21 protein-coding genes are annotated in these 25,834 nt (G+C 44.5%); 15 read left to right on the top strand and 6 right to left on the bottom strand.

From position 1 onward, the window contains the following. Positions 1–917: 917 nt before the first annotated feature. Entirely contained in the window at positions 918–1,460 is a 543-nt protein-coding gene (locus RIB93_RS03785; protein ID WP_446370430.1) for a pentapeptide repeat-containing protein, read from the bottom strand. 339 nt (positions 1,461–1,799) lie between these two features. On the opposite strand from RIB93_RS03785, the gene RIB93_RS03780 reads away from it, so the two are divergent. Next, the gene (locus tag RIB93_RS03780; RefSeq protein ID WP_446370428.1) at positions 1,800–2,183 is read left to right on the top strand and encodes a hypothetical protein; all 384 of its coding nucleotides are present in this window, start codon (positions 1,800–1,802) and stop codon (positions 2,181–2,183) included. 39 nt (positions 2,184–2,222) lie between these two features. Continuing rightward, positions 2,223–3,872 (top strand): cation:proton antiporter, encoded by a 1,650-nt coding sequence (locus RIB93_RS03775; protein ID WP_446370426.1) that lies wholly within the window; start codon positions 2,223–2,225, stop codon positions 3,870–3,872. Between the two features lie 105 nt (positions 3,873–3,977). On the opposite strand, the gene RIB93_RS03770 is transcribed toward RIB93_RS03775, so the two are convergent. Beyond that, complete coding sequence (locus tag RIB93_RS03770; RefSeq protein WP_446370424.1) at positions 3,978–4,379, bottom strand: peptide chain release factor 1; 402 nt, start codon at positions 4,377–4,379, stop codon at positions 3,978–3,980. A 420-nt stretch (positions 4,380–4,799) separates the two neighbouring features. On the opposite strand from RIB93_RS03770, the gene RIB93_RS03765 reads away from it, so the two are divergent. From RIB93_RS03765 to RIB93_RS03750, 4 genes are all read left to right on the top strand, one after another. Continuing rightward, positions 4,800–6,575, top strand: coding sequence for a tetratricopeptide repeat protein (locus RIB93_RS03765; protein ID WP_446370422.1), 1,776 nt, complete (start codon positions 4,800–4,802; stop codon positions 6,573–6,575). A gap of 27 nt (positions 6,576–6,602) precedes the next feature. Beyond that, positions 6,603–7,523, top strand: coding sequence for a CHAT domain-containing protein (locus RIB93_RS03760; protein ID WP_446370420.1), 921 nt, complete (start codon positions 6,603–6,605; stop codon positions 7,521–7,523). A gap of 593 nt (positions 7,524–8,116) precedes the next feature. Continuing rightward, entirely contained in the window at positions 8,117–8,539 is a 423-nt protein-coding gene (locus RIB93_RS03755) for a hypothetical protein (RefSeq protein ID WP_446370418.1), read from the top strand. Then, positions 8,532–9,872 (top strand): hypothetical protein, encoded by a 1,341-nt coding sequence (locus RIB93_RS03750; protein WP_446370416.1) that lies wholly within the window; start codon positions 8,532–8,534, stop codon positions 9,870–9,872. Before RIB93_RS03755 ends, RIB93_RS03750 begins: the two co-directional genes overlap by 8 nt. Positions 9,873–10,035: 163 nt before the next feature. Here the strand turns inward: RIB93_RS03750 and dtd are convergent, their stop codons facing one another. Both dtd and RIB93_RS03740 read right to left on the bottom strand, forming a co-directional pair. Continuing rightward, positions 10,036–10,482, bottom strand: a complete 447-nt coding sequence (dtd, locus tag RIB93_RS03745) for a D-aminoacyl-tRNA deacylase (protein ID WP_446370414.1) — start codon at positions 10,480–10,482, stop codon at positions 10,036–10,038. Positions 10,483–10,825: 343 nt separating this feature from the next. Beyond that, complete coding sequence (locus RIB93_RS03740) at positions 10,826–12,013, bottom strand: class I SAM-dependent methyltransferase (protein ID WP_446370412.1); 1,188 nt, start codon at positions 12,011–12,013, stop codon at positions 10,826–10,828. A gap of 576 nt (positions 12,014–12,589) precedes the next feature. Between RIB93_RS03740 and RIB93_RS03735 the strand changes: the two genes are divergently transcribed. From RIB93_RS03735 to RIB93_RS03720, 4 genes are all read left to right on the top strand, one after another. Further along, a complete protein-coding gene (locus tag RIB93_RS03735) occupies positions 12,590–15,895 on the top strand; it encodes a phycobilisome rod-core linker polypeptide (protein ID WP_446370410.1) in 3,306 nt (1,101 codons plus the stop codon). Between the two features lie 376 nt (positions 15,896–16,271). Further along, positions 16,272–16,757 (top strand): allophycocyanin subunit alpha, encoded by a 486-nt coding sequence (gene apcA, locus RIB93_RS03730; protein ID WP_446370408.1) that lies wholly within the window; start codon positions 16,272–16,274, stop codon positions 16,755–16,757. A 105-nt stretch (positions 16,758–16,862) separates the two neighbouring features. Further along, entirely contained in the window at positions 16,863–17,348 is a 486-nt protein-coding gene (apcB, locus tag RIB93_RS03725; protein WP_446370407.1) for an allophycocyanin subunit beta, read from the top strand. Positions 17,349–17,550: 202 nt separating this feature from the next. Then, positions 17,551–17,754, top strand: a complete 204-nt coding sequence (locus RIB93_RS03720; RefSeq protein ID WP_006101555.1) for a phycobilisome linker polypeptide — start codon at positions 17,551–17,553, stop codon at positions 17,752–17,754. 243 nt (positions 17,755–17,997) lie between these two features. Here RIB93_RS03720 and RIB93_RS03715 read toward each other — a convergent pair whose 3' ends face one another. After that, on the bottom strand, positions 17,998–18,759 hold the full coding sequence (locus tag RIB93_RS03715) for a Uma2 family endonuclease (protein ID WP_446370405.1): 762 nt from the start codon (positions 18,757–18,759) through the stop codon (positions 17,998–18,000). A 100-nt stretch (positions 18,760–18,859) separates the two neighbouring features. Here RIB93_RS03715 and RIB93_RS03710 point away from each other — a divergent pair, with 100 nt between their 5' ends. The 5 genes from RIB93_RS03710 to RIB93_RS03690 all read left to right on the top strand — a co-directional run bounded on the left by RIB93_RS03710 (position 18,860) and on the right by RIB93_RS03690 (position 24,854). Next, positions 18,860–19,057, top strand: a complete 198-nt coding sequence (locus RIB93_RS03710; protein WP_446370403.1) for a hypothetical protein — start codon at positions 18,860–18,862, stop codon at positions 19,055–19,057. A 112-nt stretch (positions 19,058–19,169) separates the two neighbouring features. Continuing rightward, the gene (locus tag RIB93_RS03705; protein ID WP_446370401.1) at positions 19,170–19,667 is read left to right on the top strand and encodes a MerR family transcriptional regulator; all 498 of its coding nucleotides are present in this window, start codon (positions 19,170–19,172) and stop codon (positions 19,665–19,667) included. A 21-nt stretch (positions 19,668–19,688) separates the two neighbouring features. Next, positions 19,689–22,751, top strand: coding sequence for an HsdM family class I SAM-dependent methyltransferase (locus tag RIB93_RS03700; RefSeq protein WP_446370399.1), 3,063 nt, complete (start codon positions 19,689–19,691; stop codon positions 22,749–22,751). Then, entirely contained in the window at positions 22,735–23,400 is a 666-nt protein-coding gene (locus RIB93_RS03695) for a hypothetical protein (RefSeq protein WP_446370397.1), read from the top strand. The genes RIB93_RS03700 and RIB93_RS03695 overlap by 17 nt, the downstream gene beginning before the upstream one ends. A 251-nt stretch (positions 23,401–23,651) precedes the next feature. Next, complete coding sequence (locus tag RIB93_RS03690; RefSeq protein WP_446370395.1) at positions 23,652–24,854, top strand: FtsW/RodA/SpoVE family cell cycle protein; 1,203 nt, start codon at positions 23,652–23,654, stop codon at positions 24,852–24,854. Positions 24,855–24,882: 28 nt separating this feature from the next. On the opposite strand, the gene RIB93_RS03685 is transcribed toward RIB93_RS03690, so the two are convergent. Further along, entirely contained in the window at positions 24,883–25,650 is a 768-nt protein-coding gene (locus tag RIB93_RS03685; RefSeq protein WP_446370393.1) for a DUF3747 domain-containing protein, read from the bottom strand. Positions 25,651–25,834 lie beyond the last annotated feature (184 nt).

The raw sequence follows: 25,834 nt of genomic DNA, 5'->3' as shown, positions 1-25,834 counted from the left end.
TGCTCGCTACTAATACATCTTGCTCGCTACTAATACATCTTGCTCGCTACTAATACATCTTGCTCGCTACTAATACATCTTGCTCGCTACTAATACATCTTGCTCGCTACTAATACATCTTGCTCGCTACTAATACCCAATTTAAAGGCATAACAGCGTAAGCTATCGTACTTCGGGTTCTCTGGAGGGATTTATACCAAGTTGCAGTCTAAGGTAGAATCTGTCATGCTGAGCAAAACGCAGTGAAACGGAGTGAGGCGAAGCATCTGTCCAGATTCGCGTATCTCGTTCCTCGCTATAGCGAAAGCTTCACGCAACGCTGTTCCTAGACATGATAGAACGCAACTTGGTATTAGGCAAGAGTTGGATGATCTGTAAACTCTTATATCGATTTATTACCTTATTTTTCAATAAACAAATTTCTGTATCATTGCTAGTCCACAAAAACCAGAACGGAGTAAAGTTAGAAAGTGAAGCCATAAAGCTTCCCTGACAGATAACCGAGTCTAGTCTAGTGTAACTCCAATATTGAACGATAACGAGGTCAAACCATCTGTATACCTGAATATCTGTCTCGTCAACAAACAACAGCAACGATTAACTGTATTGTTCATATTTCCTCAACTAAAAGACACGGAGCCATGCGACTCAAAGGTGTGAGGTAAGTCAGCGCAACTCTAAAACAAATTGTGTCAGCCGAGGAAATTACTGGCAGAAATATAAACGTTGCTGTTGTTTTTCAATAGACAAAATCTTTGAAGGTTTAGGTGTACCAGTAATAAACCTTGGCGTAGCATCCTTCATAAGTATGGCATCACCTTGCTCAGGAAAAATGTACCCTTGCTCCCCCAGCTCTCCCAGCTTCCCCAGCTCCCCCAACTCCCCCTTACCACAACAGTTATTCAAGCAGCCCCTAACTAACGACACCCTAAACTATCCCGCGTGGAAACACCGGTGACGGGATTAACGCCATCTGCCCGTTGACACATTAACGATATTTGATAAGTGTCAAGGATTGCACCGGAAAAATCAGCCCCTGTAATTGTGGTATCAAAAAAGCGGCTACGACTGGCAATAGCATCAGTAAAAATAGCATTGGTTAAATTAGCGCCGTCAAAGACAACTCGATCGGCTAAAGTCTCGGACAGGTTAGCTCCAGTTAAATCCGCCTCAAAAAACGCCGCTTTGGTGAGAATTGATCCTTGAAGAGAAGCTTCTCGAAAAGAGGCACCGCGTAGATCTGCACCAGCAAACGAGGTTCCCTCTAAATTTTGATGGGAAAAATCTCGATAGTGTAATTCAGTAAGCGTATAGTTGACGCTATTCTCCTGTGCGATCGCGCTAGGCAAATCTACAATCCACGCGAAAAGTGTAACCAATAATCCTATTCCAATTGCTAAACGTTTCCCAGCTTTTTTACTGGGGCGGTTTTCGGTTTGTTTTTGGCTCGCATTAGTCATCGTTTCTTCTTTACATTCAAACTGATGGGGTCTAACTTATGTCATTTGTCATTTGTCATTTGTCATTCGTCATTCGTCATTTGTCATACTCGCTCCCTTGAGAAGTAAAGTCGGGGCGGGTTTAGTTACATCTGGGTGTAACCGAAAAGATAGTAGTGAAACCCGCCCCTACATAATTTCCTCCATCTCCCTCATCTCCCCTATCTCCCTCATCTCCCTCATCTCCCTCATCTTCCTCATCTTCCCCCGCACCTTTGCGCCTTACCTCTCACTCGTTAAACTGCTTTTTGTTAAGATACCTTAATGAGTCAATAGTCGCCCTATCTTACCAAACAACTCATGATCACTGAACTTTTGCCCTTTCAATTCAAGTTAAATACAACAGCGATCGCGGGTGCATCGTTGTGGGCGCTAGCGCTGTACTGGGGCTTCTCGACGCTAAGCCACTGGATCATGGAACAACTGAATCGCTGGTTTAACTTTGCCGAGCGATCGCTCTACACTTCCATGAAGGAATATGAACGCACTCGTCGGGGAAGAGAAGCCCAAAACGCTTTCTATGCTTCCCTGTTCAGCATTGTGCCATTTTTAGTCGTTGGCGCTGGCTGCAACTGGGGTGTGGAAATCACTCTGGGTTCGAGTTGGGCAATTAGTATGGGGCTTCTGGCTTGTATCAGTGGTGCTGTTTATGAACTAGGGCGTCGTGATAGTCAGTCAAATTAATTATTTGTCCTTTATCCTTCCTCAGAACCAGAAGCCTCCATGTTAACCAGCGCATTGTGGATTTTATTAATGGGCTTTTTTGGGGGTCAAATTGCCCGTCGTGTAGGTGCGCCACCGTTAATCGGTATGATTTTGGTGGGAATTGTCCTCGGACCCCAAGTTGGTAATGTGATCAGTTCAGATGTGCTGGAAGCGGCGGATAGTTTGCGAATAGTTGCCGTGATGGTTATCTTGATGAAGGCGGGACTAGGGCTGGATCGGGAAAAGCTGCTCTCTCAGGGAAGTGTGGCGCTGCGTCTAGGCTTTTTGCCTGCGGGGTTTGAAGCAATTGCGATCGCGTTAGCCGCCATCTGGATTTTTCACTTTGACATTCCCACGGGATTACTCTTAGGTTGCATCATTGGCGCAGAATCTCCGGCGGTAATTGTTCCGGGAATGCTGCGGCTAAAACGTTTGGGTTGGGGAGTGACGAAGGGAATTCCCGATGCCATTCTCACGGGGAGTGCCTTATCCGATGTTCTATTATTACTTTTATTCAGTTTACTGTTAAGTTTTTTAGGTCAGGGCGGAATTGAAACCATCACCCTTCCTGGAGGATTTACACTTTCGGCGTTGCAATTACTACCGTTGCAAGTATTTATTGAAATCGGACTGGGCATATTGATTGGCTACGCGGCGGCTCGTTTAATCGTCTCGCTACTAACGGAACAAAATTGGACACAAAATACGGTTCAAGATGTTTTAATTGCCGCTGGAATTGCGTTGTTATTGGTGATTATTGAAAAAGTATTGCCCTACTCGGGCTACTTAGCCGCGATGGGAATGGGGTTCTTTTTGATTGAATTGGATGCACCGTTGGCTCGACGCCTACGCGGTGGATTTGATACCCTTTGGGTTGTAGCGGAGATTGTTTTATTTGTTTTATTGGGCGCTAGCGTTCAACTGCAAGTATTAGGGAATACAATTTTACCCGGACTTTTAGTGTTAGCCATTGGCTTGTTTGTCGGTCGTCCTGTTGGTTGGTATCTCTCGACAGTGGGAAGTAATTGGACGGCGCAGGAACGGCTGTTTTTGCTGCCAGGAAATATGGCAAAAGCAACGGTACAAGCGGCGATTGGTGCGATTCCTTTAGCCAGGGGGATTGAAGGGGGAGAAATTATTTTAGCCATTGCAGCGCTTTCCATTTTGACCACAGCACCCATTGGTGCTTGGGCGATTCCTACCTTTGCGCCAAAATTATTGGAACAGGGAGAGGTTGATCCGACGAAGGTAACGGTAGTGACTCATACCGTATTGTTAGCGGCGGTGGATACCTCTCCCTTAGCGACAGAGGTGTTAAGGAAAGTAGCCAGTATTGCTCGACGCACGGATGGTGAAGTGATTGTATTACATGTGATCAATAGTGATGAGATAGAGGACATAGAAAAGCTGCGCGATCGCACTCAACGATTACTCAGTGATATTCGCTATAAATTTATCACGATCAAGGGTTCCATTCCCGAAGAAATTGTCCGGGTGGCGCAAGAGTATCAAGTGGCAGATATTGTCATGGGTAAACGGGGACATCAACCTTGGCAACAGGTGCGAGTCGGTTCCGTATCACAAGCCGTTCTAGAAATAAGTTTTATTCCGGTTATCTTAGTAGAAGATCCGCAAAACGAATTGGCGGTAAAAAGCCGCAGGGTTTGATAATTAGGGTTTGCTGCACAACCCAAAAACCATTAGCCATCAATACTTTGATTCGCATTGACATTGGCTCATCTTCCAGGAAAGAGAATCAATGAACTCAGTTTGCTAGCGCCAATAGGGACGCCCTTTCCAAAATACACCAACGATAACGGCAACCACGTTGGCATAACTTAAACTTACCAAGAAAGCGGGTACAGGCAATAGTGATTTTAACCCCAAGGTTAGGGCTAAACAGGGAACTAATGCCCACAGGCTGTTACTGTTGATCAAAACTTGGGGATAAAAGCGTTCTAGAATATAAACCGCAAGCACTCCAAATCCCGCCGCCGCCATTAAGGTGATGATCATCCCTAGGGGAGGAGTATAGAGAAACTGGAGCATCTCGCGGATCGCAGCGGATTGGGTGACGCCTAAGCCGATGATAATTTCAAGGACGATCGCGATCGCAGTGGTAATCCCTGAGACTTCGAGTAGCGATCGCCAGGGGAGAGTTCGTAAGCGATACATGGAATTTTATCCAGTTGGGGACATCCTGCTATTCTACCGCTCTAGCTCCCGTGAAACGTCAAAACCTACTGATGTGGCACAGCTTAGAACTTACGCAAAGGCTCTATATGTTCTATATGTAGTGGCGTGACCCACCTTAATAGTGACTTTAGAAAAACGCTACACCCATTACATGGCAAAGCTTTACGCTAATTTCCTATTGCACTATTTTAGCTGGGTCACGGCAGTAGGGTGCGTTAGCGATAGCGTAACGCACCATATAACTGGAAAACCTCTCTCCAAACCTCTCTCCTACAAGGAGAGAGGCTTTGAATTCTCTTCCTTTCGTGCAAAAAAAGCGAAGCATCCTTACTCTTGATCACAAAAATCGAGTGAATGGGGACATACTGGGAATAAGAGCATCAGGAGGCAAACCAGATCATGTCTAATGATAATGTCGCCGCATTATTGCAGCAGGGACATGAGCAGCTAGATCGGGGACAAAACCAAGCAGCGTTGCAGATATTTCAGCAAGCCGAACAACGGGAACCGGAAAACCCCCAAGTGTTGTTTGGGTTAGGTTTAGCTTGTTATCGCTTAGAGCAATATCAGGAATCGGTTGATTATCTGACTAAAACTTTAGATATTGAACCCTGCCATATTTTAGCCTTGGCGCGGCGAGGTACGGCTTACCGAGGGTTGAAATTAGAGGAATCAGCAACAGCAGATTTTGAGCAAGTGCTTCAACTTGAACCTCAAACTCATCAAGATTGGCGAGGGCGAGGGATTGCGTTATATGAGTTGAAGCGGTATGAGGATGCGATCGCCTGTTTTGATAAAGCCATTGAAATTAATCCTGACGACTATAATGCCTGGAATAACCGGGGTAATGCACTGTATGATTTAGGGAAATATCAGGATGCGATCGCGAGTTGCGATAAAGCGATTGAAATTAATCCTGACGACTATTATCCCTGGGGTAACCGGGGTAATGCGCTAAATAAGTTAGGGAAACATCAGGATGCGATCGCGAGTTTCGATAAAGTGATTGAAATTAATCCTGACGACTATAATGCCTGGAGAAACCGGGGTGATGCGCTGTATGAGTTAGGGAAATATCAGGAAGCGCTTGCGAGTTACGATAAAGCCATTGAAATTAATCCTGACGACTATAATGCCTGGATTAACCGGGGTGTTGCGCTAAATAACTTAGGGAAATATCAGGAAGCGCTTGCGAGTTGCGATAAAGCCATTGAAATTAATCCTGACGACTATAATGCCTGGATTAACCGGGGTGTTGCGCTAAATAACTTAGGGAAATATCAGGAAGCGCTTGCGAGTTATGATAAAGCCATTGAAATTAATCCTGACTACTATAATGCCTGGATTAACCGGGGTTGGGCATTATTCGACTTAAAACGCTACGAAGAAACTTTCCAAAACTGGGAAGATGGCAGAGAACACCTTAACTCAGAAACCCCTGAACATCGAGAAGGGCGTGGTCAACTTTATTATAACGAAGCTAAAGCATATTACAAACTAGGACGAACGGAAGTAAATCTAGAAAAATTACTCAAAGCTGAACGCTGTTATCAAAAAGCATTTAAGCTTCTTGATACTGCCAAATGTCGCCAGCGACAACTAGAAATACTGCAAGACTTAATCCGGGTTTGTCAATACATCAGCACCCCGAAACGAGTTAAAGAACTACTTAACCAAGGCACCGATTTATTAGAACGATGGCTGCAAGACTCTAACTTTAGCGATGAGAACTATATCCACTTCAAACAGAAATTTGCCGGATTTAATCAATACCAAGTCGATATCCTCGCCCAGTCATCCGAACGAGAACAACAGATTCAAGCCCTAGAATTAGCTGAAGAACGCAAAAATACCTGCTTAGGCTGGCTGCAATATGGCAAAGCTTATAACGCTCCCCCTCTCACCTATAACCAAATCCAACGGCAACTCAATCCTCGTACTGCGGCAATTTACTGGCATATTAGTCCCGCCGCCATTACTACCTTTATTCTCGAACATAACCAACTACCGCAAATCCTCCAGCTTCAACCCATCAAATCAAAGAAAAAGCGCTCGCCATTTCCTTTCTTTAATCAACCCAAAAAATCTTATCCAGCAACCGCCAATCAATTGCGAGAGTTTGAAGACTGGTTAAATCAATGGAAACAAGACTATCGCCATTACAGCCAAGCCTAAACAACAACCCATCGTTGGTGGCAAAGTATGGACTCTCAATTACGCAGCCTGGAATATATTCTCCATATTCGTGATATTTTGCCCTATCTCAGAGATGTTGACCAACTCATTTTAATTCCTCATCGCGACTTACATCTCCTCCCTCTCCATTACCTTTTTCCCCCAAAGTTTACCATCACTTATCTACCCAGTTTCCAAATCGGATTAAACCTGCAACCCTATCAATCTGCTCAATCGCTCCTCAGTCTAGAAAATACTGATAGGCAATCCATCTATTGCCCACTTACGTCTAATATCCTGACTAGCTTATATCCCCAATGCCAACGGCTAAATAGTTCAAGCCTCGGTAAAAAACAACTGATTCAAGACTTAAAATCAAATACTGGCACATTTCAATTTATCGGTCATGCTTATCACAATATAGACAATCCTAAAGCATCCGCCCTACAACTGACAATTGCGGATCAGCTAACCATGGCAGATATTTTTGAACAGTTAGACTTTGGCAATTATAATCTCATCTTTCTCTCCGCTTGCGAAACCGGGATTACGAATTCCCAGAACCTGATTGATGAATATGTGGGATTAGTTAGTGCATTTCTAGCCAAAGGTGTAAGTTATGTGATTAGTACCCTTTGGATGGTAGATGAGCGTTCCACGGCTTTACTCACGATTCGTTTTTATCAATATCTCAAAGCTGGTGAACATCCGGTGTCTGCTCTCAAACAGGCACAAAATTGGCTCAAGCAAGTTACAAATCGTGAACTGGTGAAATGGTATCTTGAACTCGCTCAAGATGTAAAAGCCACTCATCCTCACGCTAGCGAATATCTCAAAACTGAAGCGGCTTTAATTCAACAAGATTCGGATAAAATGATGGCAGGTAAACCTCCCTTTGAGCATCCTTATCACTGGGCGGGTTTCATCATCACAGGTAATCATTTTTGATAACAATTAGCACGGACGCTTTATTAGCATCTAAATCACCATTCGTAGGGTAAGGTGAAAACTAATACAGGGGGAGCGTTTCACCCTCATCCCCTAACCCCTTCTCCCACCCCCCTCGTTCCCCCCTACAAAGAGGGGGGATGACAGAGGATGCTTCGCTTTTGTTTCCTTGGAGAAGGGGAATTAGAACAATTAATGATAAAAAAGGTAGGTGGCTACGCCTACAATATAACACCTTTCTTGCTCCCCTCTCCCCAGAGTGGGAGAGGGGCTGGGGGTGAGGGGTTTCTGGCTTAAGCTGTAAGGGCACGATATTATCGTGCCCCTACCATACATAGCGTTTGTGCATAAATCTTAACCCAATTCGGTGTGCCACACTACTACAATTTGCCTTATTGAGCATGGTGCAATATCTGAGTTTTAACTGATAACCTGTCACGCATTTAAATTGGGAATGGGTAGCGAGCAAGATGCTCGCACTACAATGAATTGACAAGCCATTCTTATATAATTATCGTAGGGGCACCATCCTTGCACCCAGAAAAACGCCGCAGAAAACGAAACCCAAATCTCACCCCATAATACGCTTTGTGATGAAATCATCTATCAATAGCTTAGAAGTCGTGACTATTTACGCCTTCCTTGAAGCCTTAACTCAACAAAATAAACCCCTTCCCCCCGACTTAAAACACCAAATCAACGAAGTCGGACACCTATTTACAGAAAACACTACAGCCGCCGCCAATCGCTTGCTGGAGTTAGCCGAACATGAGAGAATTAAACCTGTTTACGAACAAACTCGTCTGGAGATTCAACGTCAATATCAACCCAACCAGCTAAATATATGGATGTCTTTTGATGAACCCAATCCCTCAGACGAACCTGAACCCGAAACCCTAGAAAATCTAATGGCAGTGAGTCTACAATCGTCGGAACCAGAGAAAGAGGCGCAAAAACCATTATCTAAATTAAAATCACTCTTTATTCGGTTGTCTCGGCAGAAAAAGAATGATTAATTACAGCTATCTAACCCTTGACTTATTTGCCTATACTCTGATCAAAGGATTAGGTTTTGATTCCATCAATATCCTAAAACCCTATCAGCATTTTTGGCAACAACTCCCCGATCATGTTAAAGCATCTCTGAGTAATGTTTATGATTTAACCCAATTCGACGATAAACTAAAATTTAGTGGTAAACTGGGCGATTGTCTCGTCGATGGGAGCTATCAATCTTTTAACTTAGGTGATACTCAAGCCTTTATATTTGACCGTTCCGCTAATCCCAAAGATACGCAAATTTCTGTAAATTACCTCAGCCAACTCAAAACCCTAACCCCAGATTTTCCCACCACAGACTTAACTCTAGGACAAACCTGGATGATTTCCGGTTGGGTATCTTCTAGCCAAGAAGATGAACTCGAAAACCTCGCTCAAACCCTGTACAAAACTTTAGTGGGTCAAGAGTGGGATCATCAACGAATTGGGCAATTTATGGGCGCAACCGTATTTGAGGTCTGGCGTTCGCCTAAACTCTCCGATCCACCCACAGCTAATAGTCATACTCTGATTATTTTCTATACCAATGACAAGCAAATGGAAGCGGCAGGAAAATTATATCGATATTGGCTAAATTTACTCTGCCATCGCCATAAAATTTGGTACGCTTACACCTACAGCCGCCAACTAAAACAAGAACTCCAGAACGAGTTTAATCAAATTCTCCCTAGCTTTCCCACTCCCGGTGGCTACGACTTAGATAAACTGAAACGCGACTTAAATAATAACCGCCATATCCTGTTTCGCTACAGTCAAAAACTTAACCTATTAGCCAATCAACAGCAAACGATTATCACCAATTTCTATAACTATCAAAACTATTTGAACTTAATTGAAACCCAAGCCACAAAACGTGGTACAACTAAGCTAACCTTCCTCAACGCCTTTAGTCAAACCGTTGAGAAACACTATCAACCGCAACTCGAACAAGACATCGCCAGCTTAACCCCCAGTTTAGGCACATTACAAGGGCTAACTGATACCGTGCGGGGAATTGTTGAGATAGAACAAGCGCAGCGCGATCGCAACTTCCAAAATAATATTGCTATTGTCGGTGTCGGCTTAGGTACCGCGTCGATTTTAGCCTCTGTTCCTGATTTAGAAATGATTACAGAACTACCGCCAGTCAACGCTTATATTAGCCACTGGCAACTTAGCAAACCTCAAGCTAATTTTGTCGTTAGCCTCAATGTTAGTATCTTTGCCGGAGTATGGGTGGCGATATTCACCGCGATCGTGATTAAACTTGGCGAACTATTACGTTCAAATAAATCCTCTGAACGGCGCTAAACTGTGATGCATTTAGAGTTGGTCAAGACTTACGCAGCCACACCTTATGTATTAGTTAAGGTGCGTTACGCTACGCTAACACACCCTACATATATAGCCTTTGCGGAAGCCCTATTGGTATTAGTAGCGAGCAAGATGCTCGCACTATCAAGATTTCATCAATTTACCGCTCCAGTAGCAATGTCACGGGTCCATCATTTTCAATCGAGACTTGCATCATCGCCCCAAATACCCCAGTTTCCACTCGTAACCCACTTTGACGCAACTTTTCTACAAACTGCTGATAAAGCTGTTCGGCTTGTTCTGGATTTGCCGATCGCGAAAACGAGGGACGACGCCCTTTGCGACAATCTCCATACAAGGTAAACTGACTCACCACCAACAATTCACCGCCAATTTCCTGAACCGACTGTTCCCAGCGATCGCTACTGCTATCGGTTCCCGGAAATAACCGTAAATCCAAGCATTTTCGCGCCATCCAATCTAATTCAGCTTCCATATCACTATCCGCAATCCCCACGAGTAAATTTAGTCCTTGACCAATTTTGCCAACGACTTCACCATTAACGGTTACTTGAGAGGATTTAACTCGCTGAATAATAACGCGCATTTACAATAAGTTTTGAGTGTTGAATTTTGAATGTGTAGGGGCGGGTTTTACCCATAACGCATCGGATCAAACCACTAACTTAACTAAACCCGCCCTGACTTGACCCTTCACCTAAAGAAATCGAAACCTAATGTGTGTTTACGGTTGGGTTAAGGGGCGGGTTTAGTCGCATTTGGGTGCAAGAAGAAAGGATAATTGTGAAACCCGCCCCTACAGAATGCATAACAAATGACATTGACACCTGATGTGTGTGTACGGTGGGGTTGAGGGGCGGGTTTAGTCACATTTGGGTGCAAGAAGAAAGGATAGTTGTGAAACCCGCCCCTACAGAAGCAAATGACGATTACCGACTCAAGATAATAAGCTGCTGTTGTTGGAGCGATCGCACGCCATCTAATCCTAACTCTACATCCCTTAAAATCTCTGCCACAGTGCGCTGTTGACTACTGTTCTTGTCACAGGCTTCCAGGAAAGCAAACTCCGTATCTGATAAATTAATAATCTGATAATCGTAGTTAAATAGACATTGACTGGGCCACCCTTCCATACAGGGATTGCGTTCTGGAATCGCCGCTAATAACTCCTGATCCTGTGACCAATCAACCTTTGGTAAAGGTGGACGCCCCAAGAAAAACTCATAATGGGACAGGTCTGGATCTAACAATTCAATCAAACGATACCGTTCGCGATCGCTCAACCCACTCGCCCGTTCCATTAATCCGGGATTTTTCCCCAATAGCCGATCCAATTGCCAATATCCAGGATTAGAAAAGCCGATAAACTCTAACCCCGACGCATCAATCAACTCAAATAGACTATCAATCGTGTAGTCAATCTCTTGGGGATGCACATACATATCCGCGAAATTCGCATCCCGTTGATTTTCCAATGACCAACGTTCTTTTTCTCGCTTGACAATTCGATTATTTTCTGGTAAAGATTCAAGCACCTGACGTCCGACTTGTACCCCATCATGGTAATCCCCACGCTGCTCCCCTTGCAGAAGTGCGATCGCCTGTTGCATCAGCCGCACTTCCCAGCGCCCCAATTCAGCATAGACAAAAATATGCATCAAGCCCCCTGGTGCTAACTTAGGTGCTAATGCCTGAATGCCGCGAATCGGATCAGGCAAATGATGCAACACGCCCACACAGTTAATTAAATCAAACTCTCCCTCCAGTTGTTGGGCATCATAAAGACTCAAATGATGAAACTCAACCCGATTCGCCCCAGAACGATGACAGCGTTCCTGCGCCACCTGCAACGCCCCAGCACTCAAATCAATACCCACCACTGAAGCGTGGGGATTCAGGTGAACCAAATATTCGGTTCCTACCCCTGTACCACAGCCCGCATCCAAAATCCGAATATCCTGCCTCGGCGGTTTTTGACCCGTGCAGAAACTATAGGCGGCTAACCAATTCCAGCGCCAGTTATACCCAGGCGGCGGTTCATCCAACAGGGGTTCTGGGGGAAAGGGGTAAGCGTCATATAACCGAGCTACAGCGGTGCTGGTATTGTCATTGGTCATGTTTTCTCAGGGAACAGGGAACAGGGAACAGGGAACGGGGAATCCAAACTAATGTAACAAAACTTATGCTTTTTCTCAGTGAGTGAGATTAATCCACTATGATGACTCTGTTATGACACTGTAAGATTTTGGCATGTATTCTATACACTTCTTAATAAAGCCGTTAAGCAGATCAGAAACGTTTTAAACTTTTGTGTAAACAAATCAGCAAGCTTTTCTGCCTTGGAAGGGCGGCTGCGCGGGTTCTCCAACTCTCGGAGATAAAGGTTGGATTCCAACCAGAGACGCTGAGTAAGACCAATACATCTTTATGGTGTGGCGGCATCGGCGAATGAGACGCGAAGCTAACATCATAATCGATTTGATGTTGGTAGTTCACTCTAGATTCTGACCAGGTTTAGCGAGGTCACTGGTTGATTTAGGGTAAGGTGACGGAGAATATCCCAGCTCATGAGCAATCGGGTCTGGGAATAAATCTTAATGTGCTGAACCTATTCTGCCTTCTCAACTGGATGAATACCCTGGTCAGGGTTAACACAGTCAGTAGCAATTGTCGATGGGAGCGTTTGAAAATCAATGAGTGTTAAGGCAAGTGGTGGAAGCTCAGTTGCACGTCCGCAACTGTATCAAACCGTACCGATTAGCAACATTATCCAAGCCGAACAGCAAGATCGGTTCTTGGGCAAAGGAGAGCTAATTGAACTGTCCGAATACTTCCAATCCGGTACCAGACGCATAGATATTGCCAATCTGATTACTCAAAACTCAGACTTGATCGTATCTCGTGCCGCTAACCGGATTTTTGTCGGGGGTTCCCCGATGGCGTATTTAGAAAAGCCCCAGGAAGAACCTGCACCGGAAATGGCAATGGCAACCAGTGGTGCGGGTACAGGTGATGTCAGACGCACGATGACACTAGGAACCGCGACGTATGTGGAAAGTGGCGGAGGGTTCTTTGAAGGATTCCGGAACATCTTTAGCGCCTCCAGTGGCGGTCCAGCGCCATCGGGATTCCGACCGATCAACGTCGCCCGCTATGGTCCAAGCAATATGCAGAAATCCCTGCGGGACTTGTCTTGGATGCTGCGCTATGTCACTTATGCGATTGTCGCGGGTGATCCGAATATTATTACCGTCAACGTTCGCGGATTACGGGAAATTATCGAAAATGCCTGCTCTGGAGATGCCACATTACTGGCACTGCAAGAAATGCGGGTGGCGTCTTTGGGATACTTTAAGCGCGATGCTGAAGCGGCGGAAATCGTGGGTCAGTACTTTGAGATTCTGATTAACGAATTCAAAGCCCCCAATCCAGCCAATAAAGTCCGCCAACGTCCTTCGCCGGATCAGCAAGGGTTACAACTGCCTCAAAGTTACTTTAATGCCGCCGAACGGCGTCCGAAGTTCGTGATGAAGCCGGGACTATCGGCATCAGAAAAGAACCAAGTGGTCAAGGCAGCGTATCGGCAGATCTTTGAGCGTGATATTAGCCGCGCCTACAGCCAATCCATATCGTACCTAGAATCTCAGGTGAAAAATGGCGACATCTCCATGAAGGAGTTTGTGCGTCGCCTGGGTAAATCGCCCCTATACCGTAAGCAATTTTACGAACCCTTTATAAACAGTCGCGCTTTGGAACTGGCATTCCGTCATTTCCTGGGTCGGGGTCCTTCCTCTCGCGAAGAAGTTCAAACCTACTTCTCGATTGTGTCCGATGGCGGTTTACCTGCGCTGGTGGACGCCTTGGTGTATTCTCAGGAATACTCCGATTACTTTGGCGAAGAAACCGTTCCCTACCTGCGGGGATTGGGACAGGAGGCTCAGGAATGCCGCAACTGGGGAATGCAGCAAGATTTGCTCAAATACAGCGCCCCCTTCCGCAAAGTACCGCAATTTATCACCACCTTTGCCAAGTATGAGCAGCCTTTACCGGATCAACATCCCTACGGTGCAGGTAATGACCCCTTAGAGATTCAGTTTGGGGCAATTTTTCCCAAAGAAACTCGCAATCCCAACACACAACCGGCTGGTTTTGGCAAGGATACTAAGCGCATCCTGATCCATCGCGGACCGGGGATTAATAACCAAAACAGCAATCCTCAGGCAAGGGGTGAGTTTCCCGGTTCTCTGGGGGCGAAAGTCTTCCGCTTAGACCAGATTCCTAGCACTAAAGCAGCTAGTGTCACATTTGCCGAAAGCTCGACGCAAAAGGTGATTAGTGCTTGCTATCGCCAAGTCTTTGGACGGGAGGTTTATGACGGTCAACGCCAGAAAGTGGCGGAGATTAAGCTGGAAAATGGCGAAATTACAATCCGGGAATTTATCCGCATCTTGGCGAAGTCGGATGTCTTCCGCAAGATGTATTGGACATCTCTGTACGTGATGAAGGCTGTGGAATATATCCACCGTCGTCTGCTAGGACGTCCCACTTACGGGCGCGGGGAAACGAACAAATACTTTGATATTTGTGCCAAAAAAGGCTTCTACGCCCTGGTGGATATGCTGATTGACAGCAAAGAATACGAGGAAGCCTTTGGGGAAGATACGGTTCCCTACGAGCGCTATCTGACACCTGGGGGGCTACAATTGCGATCGGCTCGACCGGGTGCGATTCGTGAGGATGTGGGTACTAAGCCAGAATTACCAGCAACCCCAACCTATGTGAAGATGGGAGAGGTGTCCGAAACTCGGACTGAGCCGGATGTTCAATTCCGGATCAATCAGGGCGTTAGCACCAAGCGCCAGCAGACCAAGATCTTTAAGCTGACGGATCTCAACGATAAGCCAGCCGTGAAGGTTCTGATTCGTGCTGCGTATCGCCAAATCTTTGAGCGCGATGTTGAACCTTATGTGGTTAAAGGTCAGTTCTCTAGCTTAGAAAGCAAACTAGGGAATAGTGAGATTAACCTCAAGGAGTTTATTGAAGGATTAGGTTGCTCTGAACTCTACATCAAAGAGTTCTACACCCCTTACCCCAACACCAAGGTGATTGAATTTGGAACCAAGCATTTCTTGGGTCGGGCACCGGAAAATCAAAAGGAAATCCAGAAGTACAACCAAATTCTGGCATCCCAGGGTATCCGAGGCTTTATCAGTGCCATGGTTAACAGCATGGAGTATGTTCAAGTCTTTGGTGAAGATACGGTTCCCTATCGTCGCTTCCCCACTTTACCGGCGGCGAACTTCCCCAATACCGAGAAACTCTATAACAAGCTGACCAAGCAGAATGATCAACTGGTGGTTCCTAGCTTTGAGCCAGTCAGTTCGCGAGTGGATGGGGCAAAACTGCCTTTGACGGGGAAAGCGATCGCGGATATGGCGACACCTAAGCCTGATTTTGTCGAACTCAGTCGTTCTGTACCCAAGGACAATAATCCAGCGGTTCAACCCGCCATCGGAATTGCCAATCGTAAACCGGCACGGATTTTCCGCCTAAACCCCGGAAATCCGGACGAAACGGCTCAGGTGATTGAGGCAATTTATGCTCAGGTGATGGATATCTGGACAGGTGAAATTCCCCCATCCTATCGACAGCCTGACTTAGAGCGTAAACTGAGCCAGGGTGACATCTCGGTGCGCGACTTTGTTAAGGGGTTGGTATGTAGTGAAAGCTATCGCCAGCGCTTCTACTCACCCTATCCCAGTGCCAAAGTCATCGAGTTCTTGTTCCGTCATCTCCTAGGACGGACTCCTGCAACTCAAACGGAGATTCAGGACTACACTAAACTTATGGCTGAACAAGGGCTGAATGCCGCTGTGGTTGCTATTGTGGATAGTTCAGAGTATGCTCGTTTCTTCGGGAACTATGTGGTTCCTTATCCTCGCGTTCCCTCATTGCCAGCAGGCAATTACTTGGGCAGTATCAAAGCTATCTCTGATTAGGGATTAGGGTAATGTTCCAGGCGTGCCATGGCACGTCTTTGAGGAGGATAGGGTGTAGAGACGTAGCGTGCTACGTCTCTACAATCAGCCTTCCCCCACCCCAAAATCTGAGGACAAATGTTACAAAATGTTGCGAACATAGGAAAAGTGTGAACAATCTATCGCAAAATATTTGCGGAAGAGAGCTGTCTCACTGACCTAATGTATCGCTAGCTACTCTCACCAATCTTGAGTCGATTAAGTCGTTTCAAGATCGGGCAGAGTCAGCCATTAAGCTGAAAAGTCTAGCCCATGGGGAAGCGTTGCAGCGTTTCAAAAGTTACAATAAGCCAGTTTAAGCACACCTGGTTACATTCTTGGAGGAGGAATCCTGTAAATGAGTATAGTCACGAAATCAATCGTGAATGCCGATGCCGAGGCTCGTTACCTAAGCCCTGGTGAATTAGACCGGATCAAGTCGTTTGTGACCTCTGGTGATCGTCGCCTACGGGTTGCTCAAACGTTGACAGACTCTCGTGAGCGCATCGTTAAGCAAGCTGGAGACCAGTTATTCCAGAAGCGTCCTGATGTTGTTTCTCCCGGTGGTAATGCCTACGGTGAAGAAATGACAGCAACTTGTCTGCGTGACTTGGACTACTATCTGCGCCTGATCACTTATGGTGTTGTCGCTGGCGATGTTACCCCAATTGAAGAAATTGGCTTAGTCGGCGTGCGCGAAATGTACAAGTCTTTAGGGACTCCCGTTGACGCTGTTGTCGAAGGCGTTCGTGCCATGAAAAACGCTGCTACCGGTATGATGACTGGGGAAGATGCGGCTGAAGCTGGCTCCTACTTCGACTATGTAATCGGAGCAATGCAGTAGACCCTATCCGACTGGGAAAGACGTAGCATGACGCTTCCACACCTGGACGTTGCACGTCTGTCTTAAGGATTTGAGAGACTAGGTGAAATAAGGAAAATAGAATCGATGCAAGACGCAATTACCTCTGTTATTAACTCTTCCGACGTTCAAGGAAAATACCTGGACGCCTCTGCGATGGACAAGCTCAAGGGCTATTTCGCCACGGGTGAATTGCGGGTGCGTGCGGCAACCACAATCAGTGCTAACGCAGCAACTATCGTTAAAGAAGCTGTTGCCAAGTCTTTGCTCTACTCGGATATCACTCGTCCGGGTGGCAATATGTACACCACTCGCCGCTACGCTGCTTGTATCCGCGACTTGGACTACTATCTGCGCTACTCCACCTATGCCATGTTGGCGGGTGACACCTCCATCCTGGATGAGCGTGTACTGAATGGACTCAAGGAAACCTATAACTCTCTAGGTGTTCCCATTAGTGCAACCGTACAAGCCATCCAAGCCATGAAAGAAGTTACCGCCAGTCTGGTTGGTGCTGATGCTGGTAAGGAAATGGGTGTTTACTTCGACTACATTTGCTCGGGTTTGAGCTAGAGAATTCTAGAACATTCCTTTGTGAACCTGTAGTCAATCATTTTTTCAAGGTTTGGGAAATCAATTGTGAGTGCTAGCTTGTTAAAGGCACGTCTGACTTTTTAGTTAAGCAGATGAGTTTTGACAATCTAGTATTGACAGTTGAGTCCCAAACCTGATTGCAATTTAAAGTTTTTGAATTTTAATTAGGAGAACTTCAATCATGCGAATGTTTCAGGTGACGGCTTGCGTCCCTAGCCAAACTAGAACCAGAACTCAACGGGAGTTGCAAAACACCTATTTCACTAAGTTAGTTCCCTACGACAACTGGTTTCGGGAACAACAGCGGATCATGAAAATGGGCGGCAAAATTATCAAAGTGAAGCTAGCGACTGGCAAACAAGGTACAAATACTGGGTTGCTTTAAAAAATAGCTTCTACGGCAAAGGTGGGGGTCGTGATGACCCCTTTTTGATTGGAAAATTTTCAGAACGTATAGCACTATGCGCCAGACAATAGGCAACACCTCGGTTGACCGAGGATACAGAATTTATATTTATAGCAGTAGACACATCGATTAGGACTTTCGGCACCATTGTAGAGACGTTGCATGCAACGTCTCTACATATAATGATGTGTCCTAACCGATGCCAGCAGTTGCTATAGCTACTTAATTTTCTGTATCAGAGTCAATCCCTAGCTCCTTGAGTTTAGCGAGTAATTCCTCAACCCGTTGTTGTGCCAGTTCTCGTTGTTGTCGTTCTAACTCAACCTGCTGTTGTGCCGCTTCAGCCTGCTGTTGGGCTAATTCTGCCCTCTCTGCTGGCGTTAATACTAACTGTCCCTCTGAACTGAAAAATCGCAGGGTTGATTGATGCACTCCTAAAAATAATTGTAACTGTTGACTCCATAACCAGCCTTGCTGATTAGACTCTAGTGGCTGATATTCACCCCGAACTAAACAGAATCCTTGAAACTCTAAGGTGTCAGGGTGAAACCAAAAATATTCGGGTGTGCGAAAGGTATCCTGATACAGTGTTTTCTTATCCCCTCGATCCACCTTAGCTGTGCTATCCGAAAGCAGTTCAATAATCACATTAGGATATTTTCCTTGTTCTGCCCACAAAACCCAGCTTTTTCGAGGTCGGTTTTCCACACCCAACACGACAAAAAAATCAGGTCTGCGAAAGTCTCTGGTGGTAATGTGGTCAGGACTAAAATAAATGGTAAGGTTCCCAGTGGCATAAAAGTCAGTACGTTCTCGCCACCACCATTTCAGGCAAGCCAAAAGTAGTTCAATTTGATCTCGATGCCGATCGCTTTCCAAGGGCGGTTCATCACTCCACAAATCCCATGGTGGAATAATAATCTCTTCGGGTTCAATTTGGGCAGTTTTTTCAGTTGTGGCGTCTGAACTCTGGCTAGGCGTCATGAGAATACCAAGGAAAGTGGTTACTTTTTAGTTTAGTCGGTGGTCGTCAGATCTCAGAGATCGTATTATTTTATACAGTCTAAGAGGCTCTACCTGTTCGGTGAAACGGCTAACGCTGAATCATGCCTGCGATCGCGATTCTCCGACTGTTGAGTCATACCCTCAACTTCAGGGTACAGGTGACGATGATTATGGCACATTCATCCTAATGAAGAGGTCAACAGAGGGTTTGGGTGGTGGAGACGCGATCGCTATGTGTGAAAGAAACGTTTGTCAGGGGGATGTAGAGGTGGACTGAGGGGGTTATACCTATACATTAGTGAAAATTTTTAAATAAATGTTTTAATTTCGGTTTAAAATTAAAACAATCGAGTTATTCTTGTTCTAACTGTGATATCCAGGAGTCCTTTGTGGTTAGCGGATTTAACCGACCGGAAACCATAGCCTTGACGGGTATCAGCTCTAGTCGGTTAAGTTACTTAGATCGCACTGAGCTGATTGTTCCCAGGAAGTTTGGCAACCCTAAGCATCCTAAAGTCGTTTACCGATGGGAACAAGTCTTGGAAATTAAGACGATTGAAAGGTTGAGAGAAAAACTCTCACTTCAAGAAATTCGGCGGGTGCTTGAGTTCTTGAGAGTAAAGAATCACAAACCTTCTCTTTTTGCTCATAGTCTAGTTTTCGTTAACTCCCAACTTTATCTGATTGAAGATGTCAAAGATTTTGGGTTAACAGTCTTGGAGGCGTCAGGGAAAAACAAAGGACAGGTTGTTATTCGGGAAGTTGGTCCAGTTGGTGACGTAATTACTGAGCTATGCCGGGAAGCCGAAAAACATCAAGTTTTAGACTTTGACAAGCGGATTTGTCTAGGAGCTATAAATCCAGTTGACAAGTTAGTGACGAATTAGATATCCCATGGAGTTAGCGGTATGTCTTCCCAAACTGCGATCACAACTTCATATCTACAAGTTATGGAAGCAACAGGCTTCTATCGGAATGGCATTCCAACATCTGGCGTTATTCCAGCGGCATCACTTCGTAGTAACCCTCAACAACTTGATAAACGGATTAAATACAGTGCAGTTATTAACCCTGAACAGTTAAATGCTACAGCAATTTTTGAGTTATGTGGATCGCCTTGCATCTATTTTACTCAACTGCGAGAATCAGATCCTGAGCCTCAAGAACTAGCTCGGTTGCATCAATTGTCTTGGAATCATGGTTTAGCTCCAATGTTGTGGGTTGTGACTCCAACTAAGGTTTTACTCTATAACTGCTATTCTCAACCGACAGAAAACGATAGAAATAATCCAGAGCGACATCTGATTGAGATTTTTCAGCAGACTGAAACTGGATTGAAGCAATTAAATCAGTATGCCAGCCGTATCCAAATTGAGTCAGGTGAATTTTGGCAATGGGAAAAAGCTAAGCAAATTGATCGCAAGCAAAGAGTTGATGCGGTTTTGGTTAAAGATTTAACCGATACGGAAGAGATTTTAGTCGAGGATAAAAGGTTAAACCGTTCGGTTGCTCAGAGTCTTTTGATTCAGTCTATCTTTGTCGCTTATCTTCAAGATAGAGAAATCCTTGATTCTCAGTTGTTACAGCGACAATTCGGATTCAATAGTTTTACGGAAATCCTAGAGAATAAGTCAGCCACTGAGCATTTATTTTCCTGGATACAAAGAACATTTAATGGAGACTTATTTAGCTTATCCAGCGAAGAGATAAATCGAGTGCAGCTAAAGCATTTAGAAGTGATCAAAAACTTTATCGGTGGGCTGCAAAAATTGAAAACGGGTCAACTACGTCTTTGGCGAGCCTATAATTTTAAAGTAATTCCTGTCGAGTTAATTAGTGCAATTTACGAGAAGTTTATTTATGCAGAAGATGCCAAGTCTGCCAAAGCTAATAGTACCCACTATACACCAATTAATTTAGTTGACCTAGTTCTATCAGAAGTCTTTAAGGAACTTGATGGCAATGCCAAAGTTCTCGACCTTGCTTGTGGTTCAGGCGTGTTTTTAGTAGACGCTTTACGACGATTAGTGGTGAAGCGTTTGGCTAGTGGAGAGCAGAATTACCGTCAGCTAGTTCGTGACACCCTCTACCATCAAATTTATGGTGTAGATATAAAACAAAAAGCTATTCAAATTGCTGCGTTTAGTTTATATCTTACAGCTTTAGAGCTAGATTATGAATTAGAGCGAAATCCTGGTATTTCAGAAGATTTACAATTTGAAAAAATTATTGGCAAAAATTTGTTTATTGGTGATGCTTTTGATGAAGGGGCAGAATTCAATAGAATAGAACCTTTTGCTCATAAGCAGTTTAGTGCAATTGTCGGCAATCCGCCTTGGACAAAGTCGGGAGCAACTAAATCCGCATCAGCATACTGTAACCGTAAGCGTCCTGAAATGGGATACCCCAAAGGATACCCTACGGCTTATGGTACACCACCTGATCAAGCATTTTTGTGGCGTATAGGTGATTTTGCCAATGAAGGAACTTTGATTGGATTAATTTTATATGGCAAACCTTTTTTTAGTCCAGAGCCTAAAGCTAAACAGGCTAGAGAAGCAATTTTAAGGCGTTTTAAACCTCAGGTAATTATTAATTTTTCTAAACTAAGGAGCGAAAAACTATTTCCTAAATCAACAGCTCCAGCTATTGTGCTGATTGCCCAAAATACTTATTCAAAGGATAAAGATTTTTTCTATTTTGTCTGTCCCAATCATTCTTTAGATTACAAGCGACATGGAATGATTGAAATTAGTCCAGAAAACATCAAGCGGCTACCTGTTCTTAGATCTGCATCTGATCCAGATATATTCAAAATTGCTTCATGGGGTACTGCTAGAGATATGATTTTAATTAAGTTTTTAAGAGAGAATTTTATGCCTCTTGAAAGACTTATAAAGCAAGAAGGATGGCATACAGGAAGAGGTTTTTTTTCTGGGAGTGATGGTAAAGAAGCACCTCATTTGTATGGAAAAAAATGGCTTCCATCTGGTCGCCTGCAAAAATATAAAATAGATGTCGGCAATCTACAACTACTTTCTAAGCAAAAACTTCAGCGCCCTAGAAAAGCTGAGATTTATAAAAGCCCATTAGTTATTGCAACCAGAGGACTTAAATCATCAGGTTTCTTTGCGGCATTTAGTCAAGAAGACATTGTTTATGTAGATACATATATTGGTATTTCTATACCATCTTATCAAGTAAATATAGCCCACTATTTGAATGGTATTTTGAACTCATCATTAACTAATTACTTTTTATTTTTAACTGCTTCTTCATGGGGAATTGAACGTGATGAAATCAAGAGCCAAGATTTAGAACGTTTACCTATTCCTCTGCCCAATCAAACTAACAAAATACTTGTTGATCAAGTTATTTCCCTAGAGGAAAAATTGCGTAATCATTGTAGTATAGCTAATGAAGAAGTTTTTAAGCAGGAACTAGATCAAGTTGTCTTTAATCTTTATGGCTTGAATGAAACAGAGCAAAATTTAGTAAAGGACACTGTTAATTTGACAATTAACTATTTCATGAGAAAAGGAAAATCAAAAGCTATTAAATATCCTAAAACTGAAGAAGTAGAATTATATGTAGAACAGTTAATAGGAGTAATTCAGCCATTTCTACAAACCCTAAATGGAAGAAAAATAGTTGCTAAAGTTATTGATGTTGGCAAAGCCCCATTACAGGTAGTCAAGTTCAGTATAGTTCCTGTCTCTAATCAGCAACCTATTGTACAAACTATATCAGGTCAGCAATTAGAAACAGTTCTTAAGAGAATTGCGGAACAATTACCCCAGCAAATCGCCGATCGTATTTATACTCGTCGAGACTTACGAATTTATGTAGGGAAAGATATCTATATTGTCAAACCAGCTAAACGTATTTATTGGACTCGTTCTGCTGGTTTAAATGATGCAGATATTATACTGTCTGAGTATTTAAGAACAAGTCATGCTTCCATTGGATGAATCGAGTGCAGTTGGACAAGCGACTATTAACCTATCTGTAGATATTATTGCCACAATTTTAAATATCACTGTCGTTGCTTGGTCAAAGGTCATAACTATTGATGAGGTTAGTCCAACAATGCTCGAACCAAAAATTGCTGGCTATTTGCGGAGAGCGATGACATCCGAAAAAAACTCTCGTACCGGGTTAAAAAGCCAGCTCCGAATTGAACCCGAAGTTGGCACTTTGGCTTCACCAGATTCAGTTGAACCAGAAGGTAGAATTGACATAAAAATTATCTATAGCTTTGATGAAGAAGAATACTTCGGCATGGAGTGTAAACGAGTGAGTAGCAGCACAACAGGTAAAGACAGAGAGCTAGCTAAAAAATATATTACAGAAGGGATTGTGCGTTTTGTTAACGGTATATACTGTCCTCGTCATGGATGTGCTGCTATGTTAGGTTTTGTGATTGATGGTAATACCAAGGGTTGTATTGAGCGAATTCGTAACCGACTAGAACAAACAAAACAAGAAAGTTGTATCGAGGAGAGTTGGATGGCAGAGAATAGCTTTGGCGCATATCCCAGCCTTTATCGCACTCGTCATCGCCAAAACAAACAGAACTCTTCGATAAACTTGCTTCATTTATTTCTCTCCTGGCAGTAGAAATGTTGCACTCAGCCACAGATAACCGAGGAAACATGATTCGTCTGACTCAACCCAGATGCTCTACTTTGGCTAGAAGCAGTCGGATTAATCCATCGATACGCGATCTCGCAACGCAACAAAATGGGTTTGAGCATTGTGGTGATCTGATTTAACCAGCGAAGACAGCGCAACTACCAACGAATACGAAGGATAACTGGATGGTCGGCTCCGGTTGCGCTACCCTAATTGAGAGTAATCATTGACGATTAGTGACTCTACGCAATCTGATTTCATGGATTCATCCTTCGGCTAAGGACTGGGCAATCGATGCCCGTCTATTGCGCTGGTTAACCTTTCTGTGGCTATTGGTGGGTTTGGCGGTGCTGTTCTCGGCATCCTATCCTAGTGCCGATGCTGAGTTTGGTGACGGTTTATATTACTTTAAGCGACAGCTGATCTGGATTACCCTGGGCATGATCGCCTTTAACTTTTTTGTGCGATCGCCTTTACGGTATATCCTCAAAATTGCCCATTGGATAATGCTGGTGTTATTAGGGTTGATCTTGATCATCCTGATTCCCGGTGTGGGAACGACAGTCAATGGCGCAACCCGTTGGCTATCCCTGGGTTCTGTTCCCCTACAACCCTCGGAATTAATTAAACCTTTTCTGATCCTTCAGAGTGCTTGCATCTTTGGGCAATGGCAACAGATTTCTGTGCGAGTACGCCTGTTCTGGCTAGGGATGTTTGCCCTAGTGCTGTTGGGAATTTTGCTCCAACCCAATCTGAGTACAACGGCGCTATGTGGGATGACGCTGTGGCTAATTGCACTGGCGGCTGGGTTGCCCTTTTCCTACTTAGGAGGAACCGCCTTGGGAGGCGTGTTACTGGCAACGATTAGTATCAGTATCAAAGAGTATCAGCGGCGTCGGGTGATGTCATTTCTTAATCCCTGGGCTGATCCGATGAATGACGGCTATCAATTGATTCAAAGCCTGCTGGCGGTGGGTTCGGGAGGAACCTGGGGTTCAGGGTTTGGTTTATCTCAACAAAAGCTATTTTATTTACCGATTCAGTATACCGACTTTATTTTTGCCGTATTTGCTGAAGAATTTGGCTTTGTCGGCAGTACGTTGTTGCTGCTGTTGATTGTGGCTTATGCTACCTTAGCAACAATTGTGGCATTGAAAACCCGTCATCCTGTACATCGGTTAGTCGCGATCGGAGCGATGATTGTAATTGTTGGTCAATCGCTGTTAAATATTGGTGTCGCCACAGGGGCTCTCCCGACTACGGGTTTACCCTTCCCATTTTTTAGTTATGGGGGAAGTTCCATGATTGCCAATTTGTGTTCGGCTGGATTGTTGATTCGGGTAGCCAGAGAAAGTAGTGAGGCTCAAGTCGTTTCTTTACAAAACCGTCGCCAATCACCACCTCAGCGGCGTAGGCGACAGAGAACGCAGGGGATGTAGAGACGTAGCATGCTACGTCTCTACATCTTCAATCTTCCAAAATTGGCACAGTCTGATTGGAAGCAGGAGGGGGTAGGGTTTGAGGATTGGTGGCTGGATTGTCTAGGGTGGGTACAGTTACCGAGGGTGGAGTATTTTCCTCGCTTGGCTTCGTAAAAATAAACTCCCGCTCGGTTTCTGCGGGTGCAGGTTCCCGTACTGCTGGCGTTACCGGGTTTGGAGGACTCACCGCTGGTGTTGCTGGAACCCCTGTATCGCTTGTTAGATAGATATGACCTAATGCTCGACCTTGATAAGCACGTCGAGTGAACCGCCAAGCGGGATCAAGTTCAATTTTCAGGAAATTGCCATTACTCAATCCTCGAGTTCTGCCAATTTCCACTTTGGGAGCTTGACGATTCATCCGATTTGTACCAATGAGGACTAACTCGCCATCACGCTCGACAATTCTCAGCAAATAGTCTAATCCTAAATCTTGACCCTCCATGCGAATCGAATAACCATTACTATCAGTGCTACGTCCGCAAATGCCTGTAAAGTCAAAATTGAGCAGTAACGGATCAACGATCGCGGGATTACTTCCCACCTCCTGCCAACAAGCGCGTTGGCTGGAGCGCTGTTCAATAATCAGTAATTGATAATTATCATCCCCGAAAGGAGCAGCAACGGCAATAAAATTATCAGAATTGACTTCTTGACTATCAAATGTGCCTGCCTTGAGGGAACTTGAAGCTCCGACGGTAAGTAGAAATGCCGTCGTTAGAACCCCAACGTTGAGCCATCGTAAACGTTTCATAATTAGTGTGGTTGCTGAAAATTTCTACATTCAAAAATAGACGTAGTGAGCGCTCCAAAGATTCCTAATCTAGGATTTGACATCCTCTCCGGTGTGAACGCACAGGGATTCCTACCGATAGGGATTTGGGAACCAAACCGATGGCGCTCATACTTCCCCAGCTCCCAGACGTAGCATGCTACGT

The sequence above is a fragment of the Coleofasciculus sp. D1-CHI-01 genome (assembly GCF_040218875.1).
Lineage (GTDB): Bacteria > Cyanobacteriota > Cyanobacteriia > Cyanobacteriales > Coleofasciculaceae > Coleofasciculus.
This window is presented reverse-complemented; position numbering and strand designations above follow the sequence as displayed.

Coding starts and splice junctions, on each gene's coding strand:
- RIB93_RS03715 (WP_446370405.1), bottom strand. CDS start 18,759: ATGACGCCTAGCCAGAGTTCAGACGCCACAACTGAAAAAACTGCCCAA.
- RIB93_RS03735 (WP_446370410.1), top strand. CDS start 12,590: ATGAGTGTTAAGGCAAGTGGTGGAAGCTCAGTTGCACGTCCGCAACTG.
- dtd (WP_446370414.1), bottom strand. CDS start 10,482: ATGCGCGTTATTATTCAGCGAGTTAAATCCTCTCAAGTAACCGTTAAT.
- RIB93_RS03755 (WP_446370418.1), top strand. CDS start 8,117: ATGAAATCATCTATCAATAGCTTAGAAGTCGTGACTATTTACGCCTTC.
- RIB93_RS03765 (WP_446370422.1), top strand. CDS start 4,800: ATGTCTAATGATAATGTCGCCGCATTATTGCAGCAGGGACATGAGCAG.
- RIB93_RS03760 (WP_446370420.1), top strand. CDS start 6,603: ATGGACTCTCAATTACGCAGCCTGGAATATATTCTCCATATTCGTGAT.
- RIB93_RS03740 (WP_446370412.1), bottom strand. CDS start 12,013: ATGACCAATGACAATACCAGCACCGCTGTAGCTCGGTTATATGACGCT.
- RIB93_RS03700 (WP_446370399.1), top strand. CDS start 19,689: ATGTCTTCCCAAACTGCGATCACAACTTCATATCTACAAGTTATGGAA.
- RIB93_RS03780 (WP_446370428.1), top strand. CDS start 1,800: ATGATCACTGAACTTTTGCCCTTTCAATTCAAGTTAAATACAACAGCG.
- RIB93_RS03770 (WP_446370424.1), bottom strand. CDS start 4,379: ATGTATCGCTTACGAACTCTCCCCTGGCGATCGCTACTCGAAGTCTCA.
- RIB93_RS03750 (WP_446370416.1), top strand. CDS start 8,532: ATGATTAATTACAGCTATCTAACCCTTGACTTATTTGCCTATACTCTG.
- RIB93_RS03695 (WP_446370397.1), top strand. CDS start 22,735: ATGCTTCCATTGGATGAATCGAGTGCAGTTGGACAAGCGACTATTAAC.
- RIB93_RS03785 (WP_446370430.1), bottom strand. CDS start 1,460: ATGACTAATGCGAGCCAAAAACAAACCGAAAACCGCCCCAGTAAAAAA.
- RIB93_RS03775 (WP_446370426.1), top strand. CDS start 2,223: ATGTTAACCAGCGCATTGTGGATTTTATTAATGGGCTTTTTTGGGGGT.
- RIB93_RS03720 (WP_006101555.1), top strand. CDS start 17,551: ATGCGAATGTTTCAGGTGACGGCTTGCGTCCCTAGCCAAACTAGAACC.
- apcA (WP_446370408.1), top strand. CDS start 16,272: ATGAGTATAGTCACGAAATCAATCGTGAATGCCGATGCCGAGGCTCGT.
- RIB93_RS03685 (WP_446370393.1), bottom strand. CDS start 25,650: ATGAAACGTTTACGATGGCTCAACGTTGGGGTTCTAACGACGGCATTT.
- apcB (WP_446370407.1), top strand. CDS start 16,863: ATGCAAGACGCAATTACCTCTGTTATTAACTCTTCCGACGTTCAAGGA.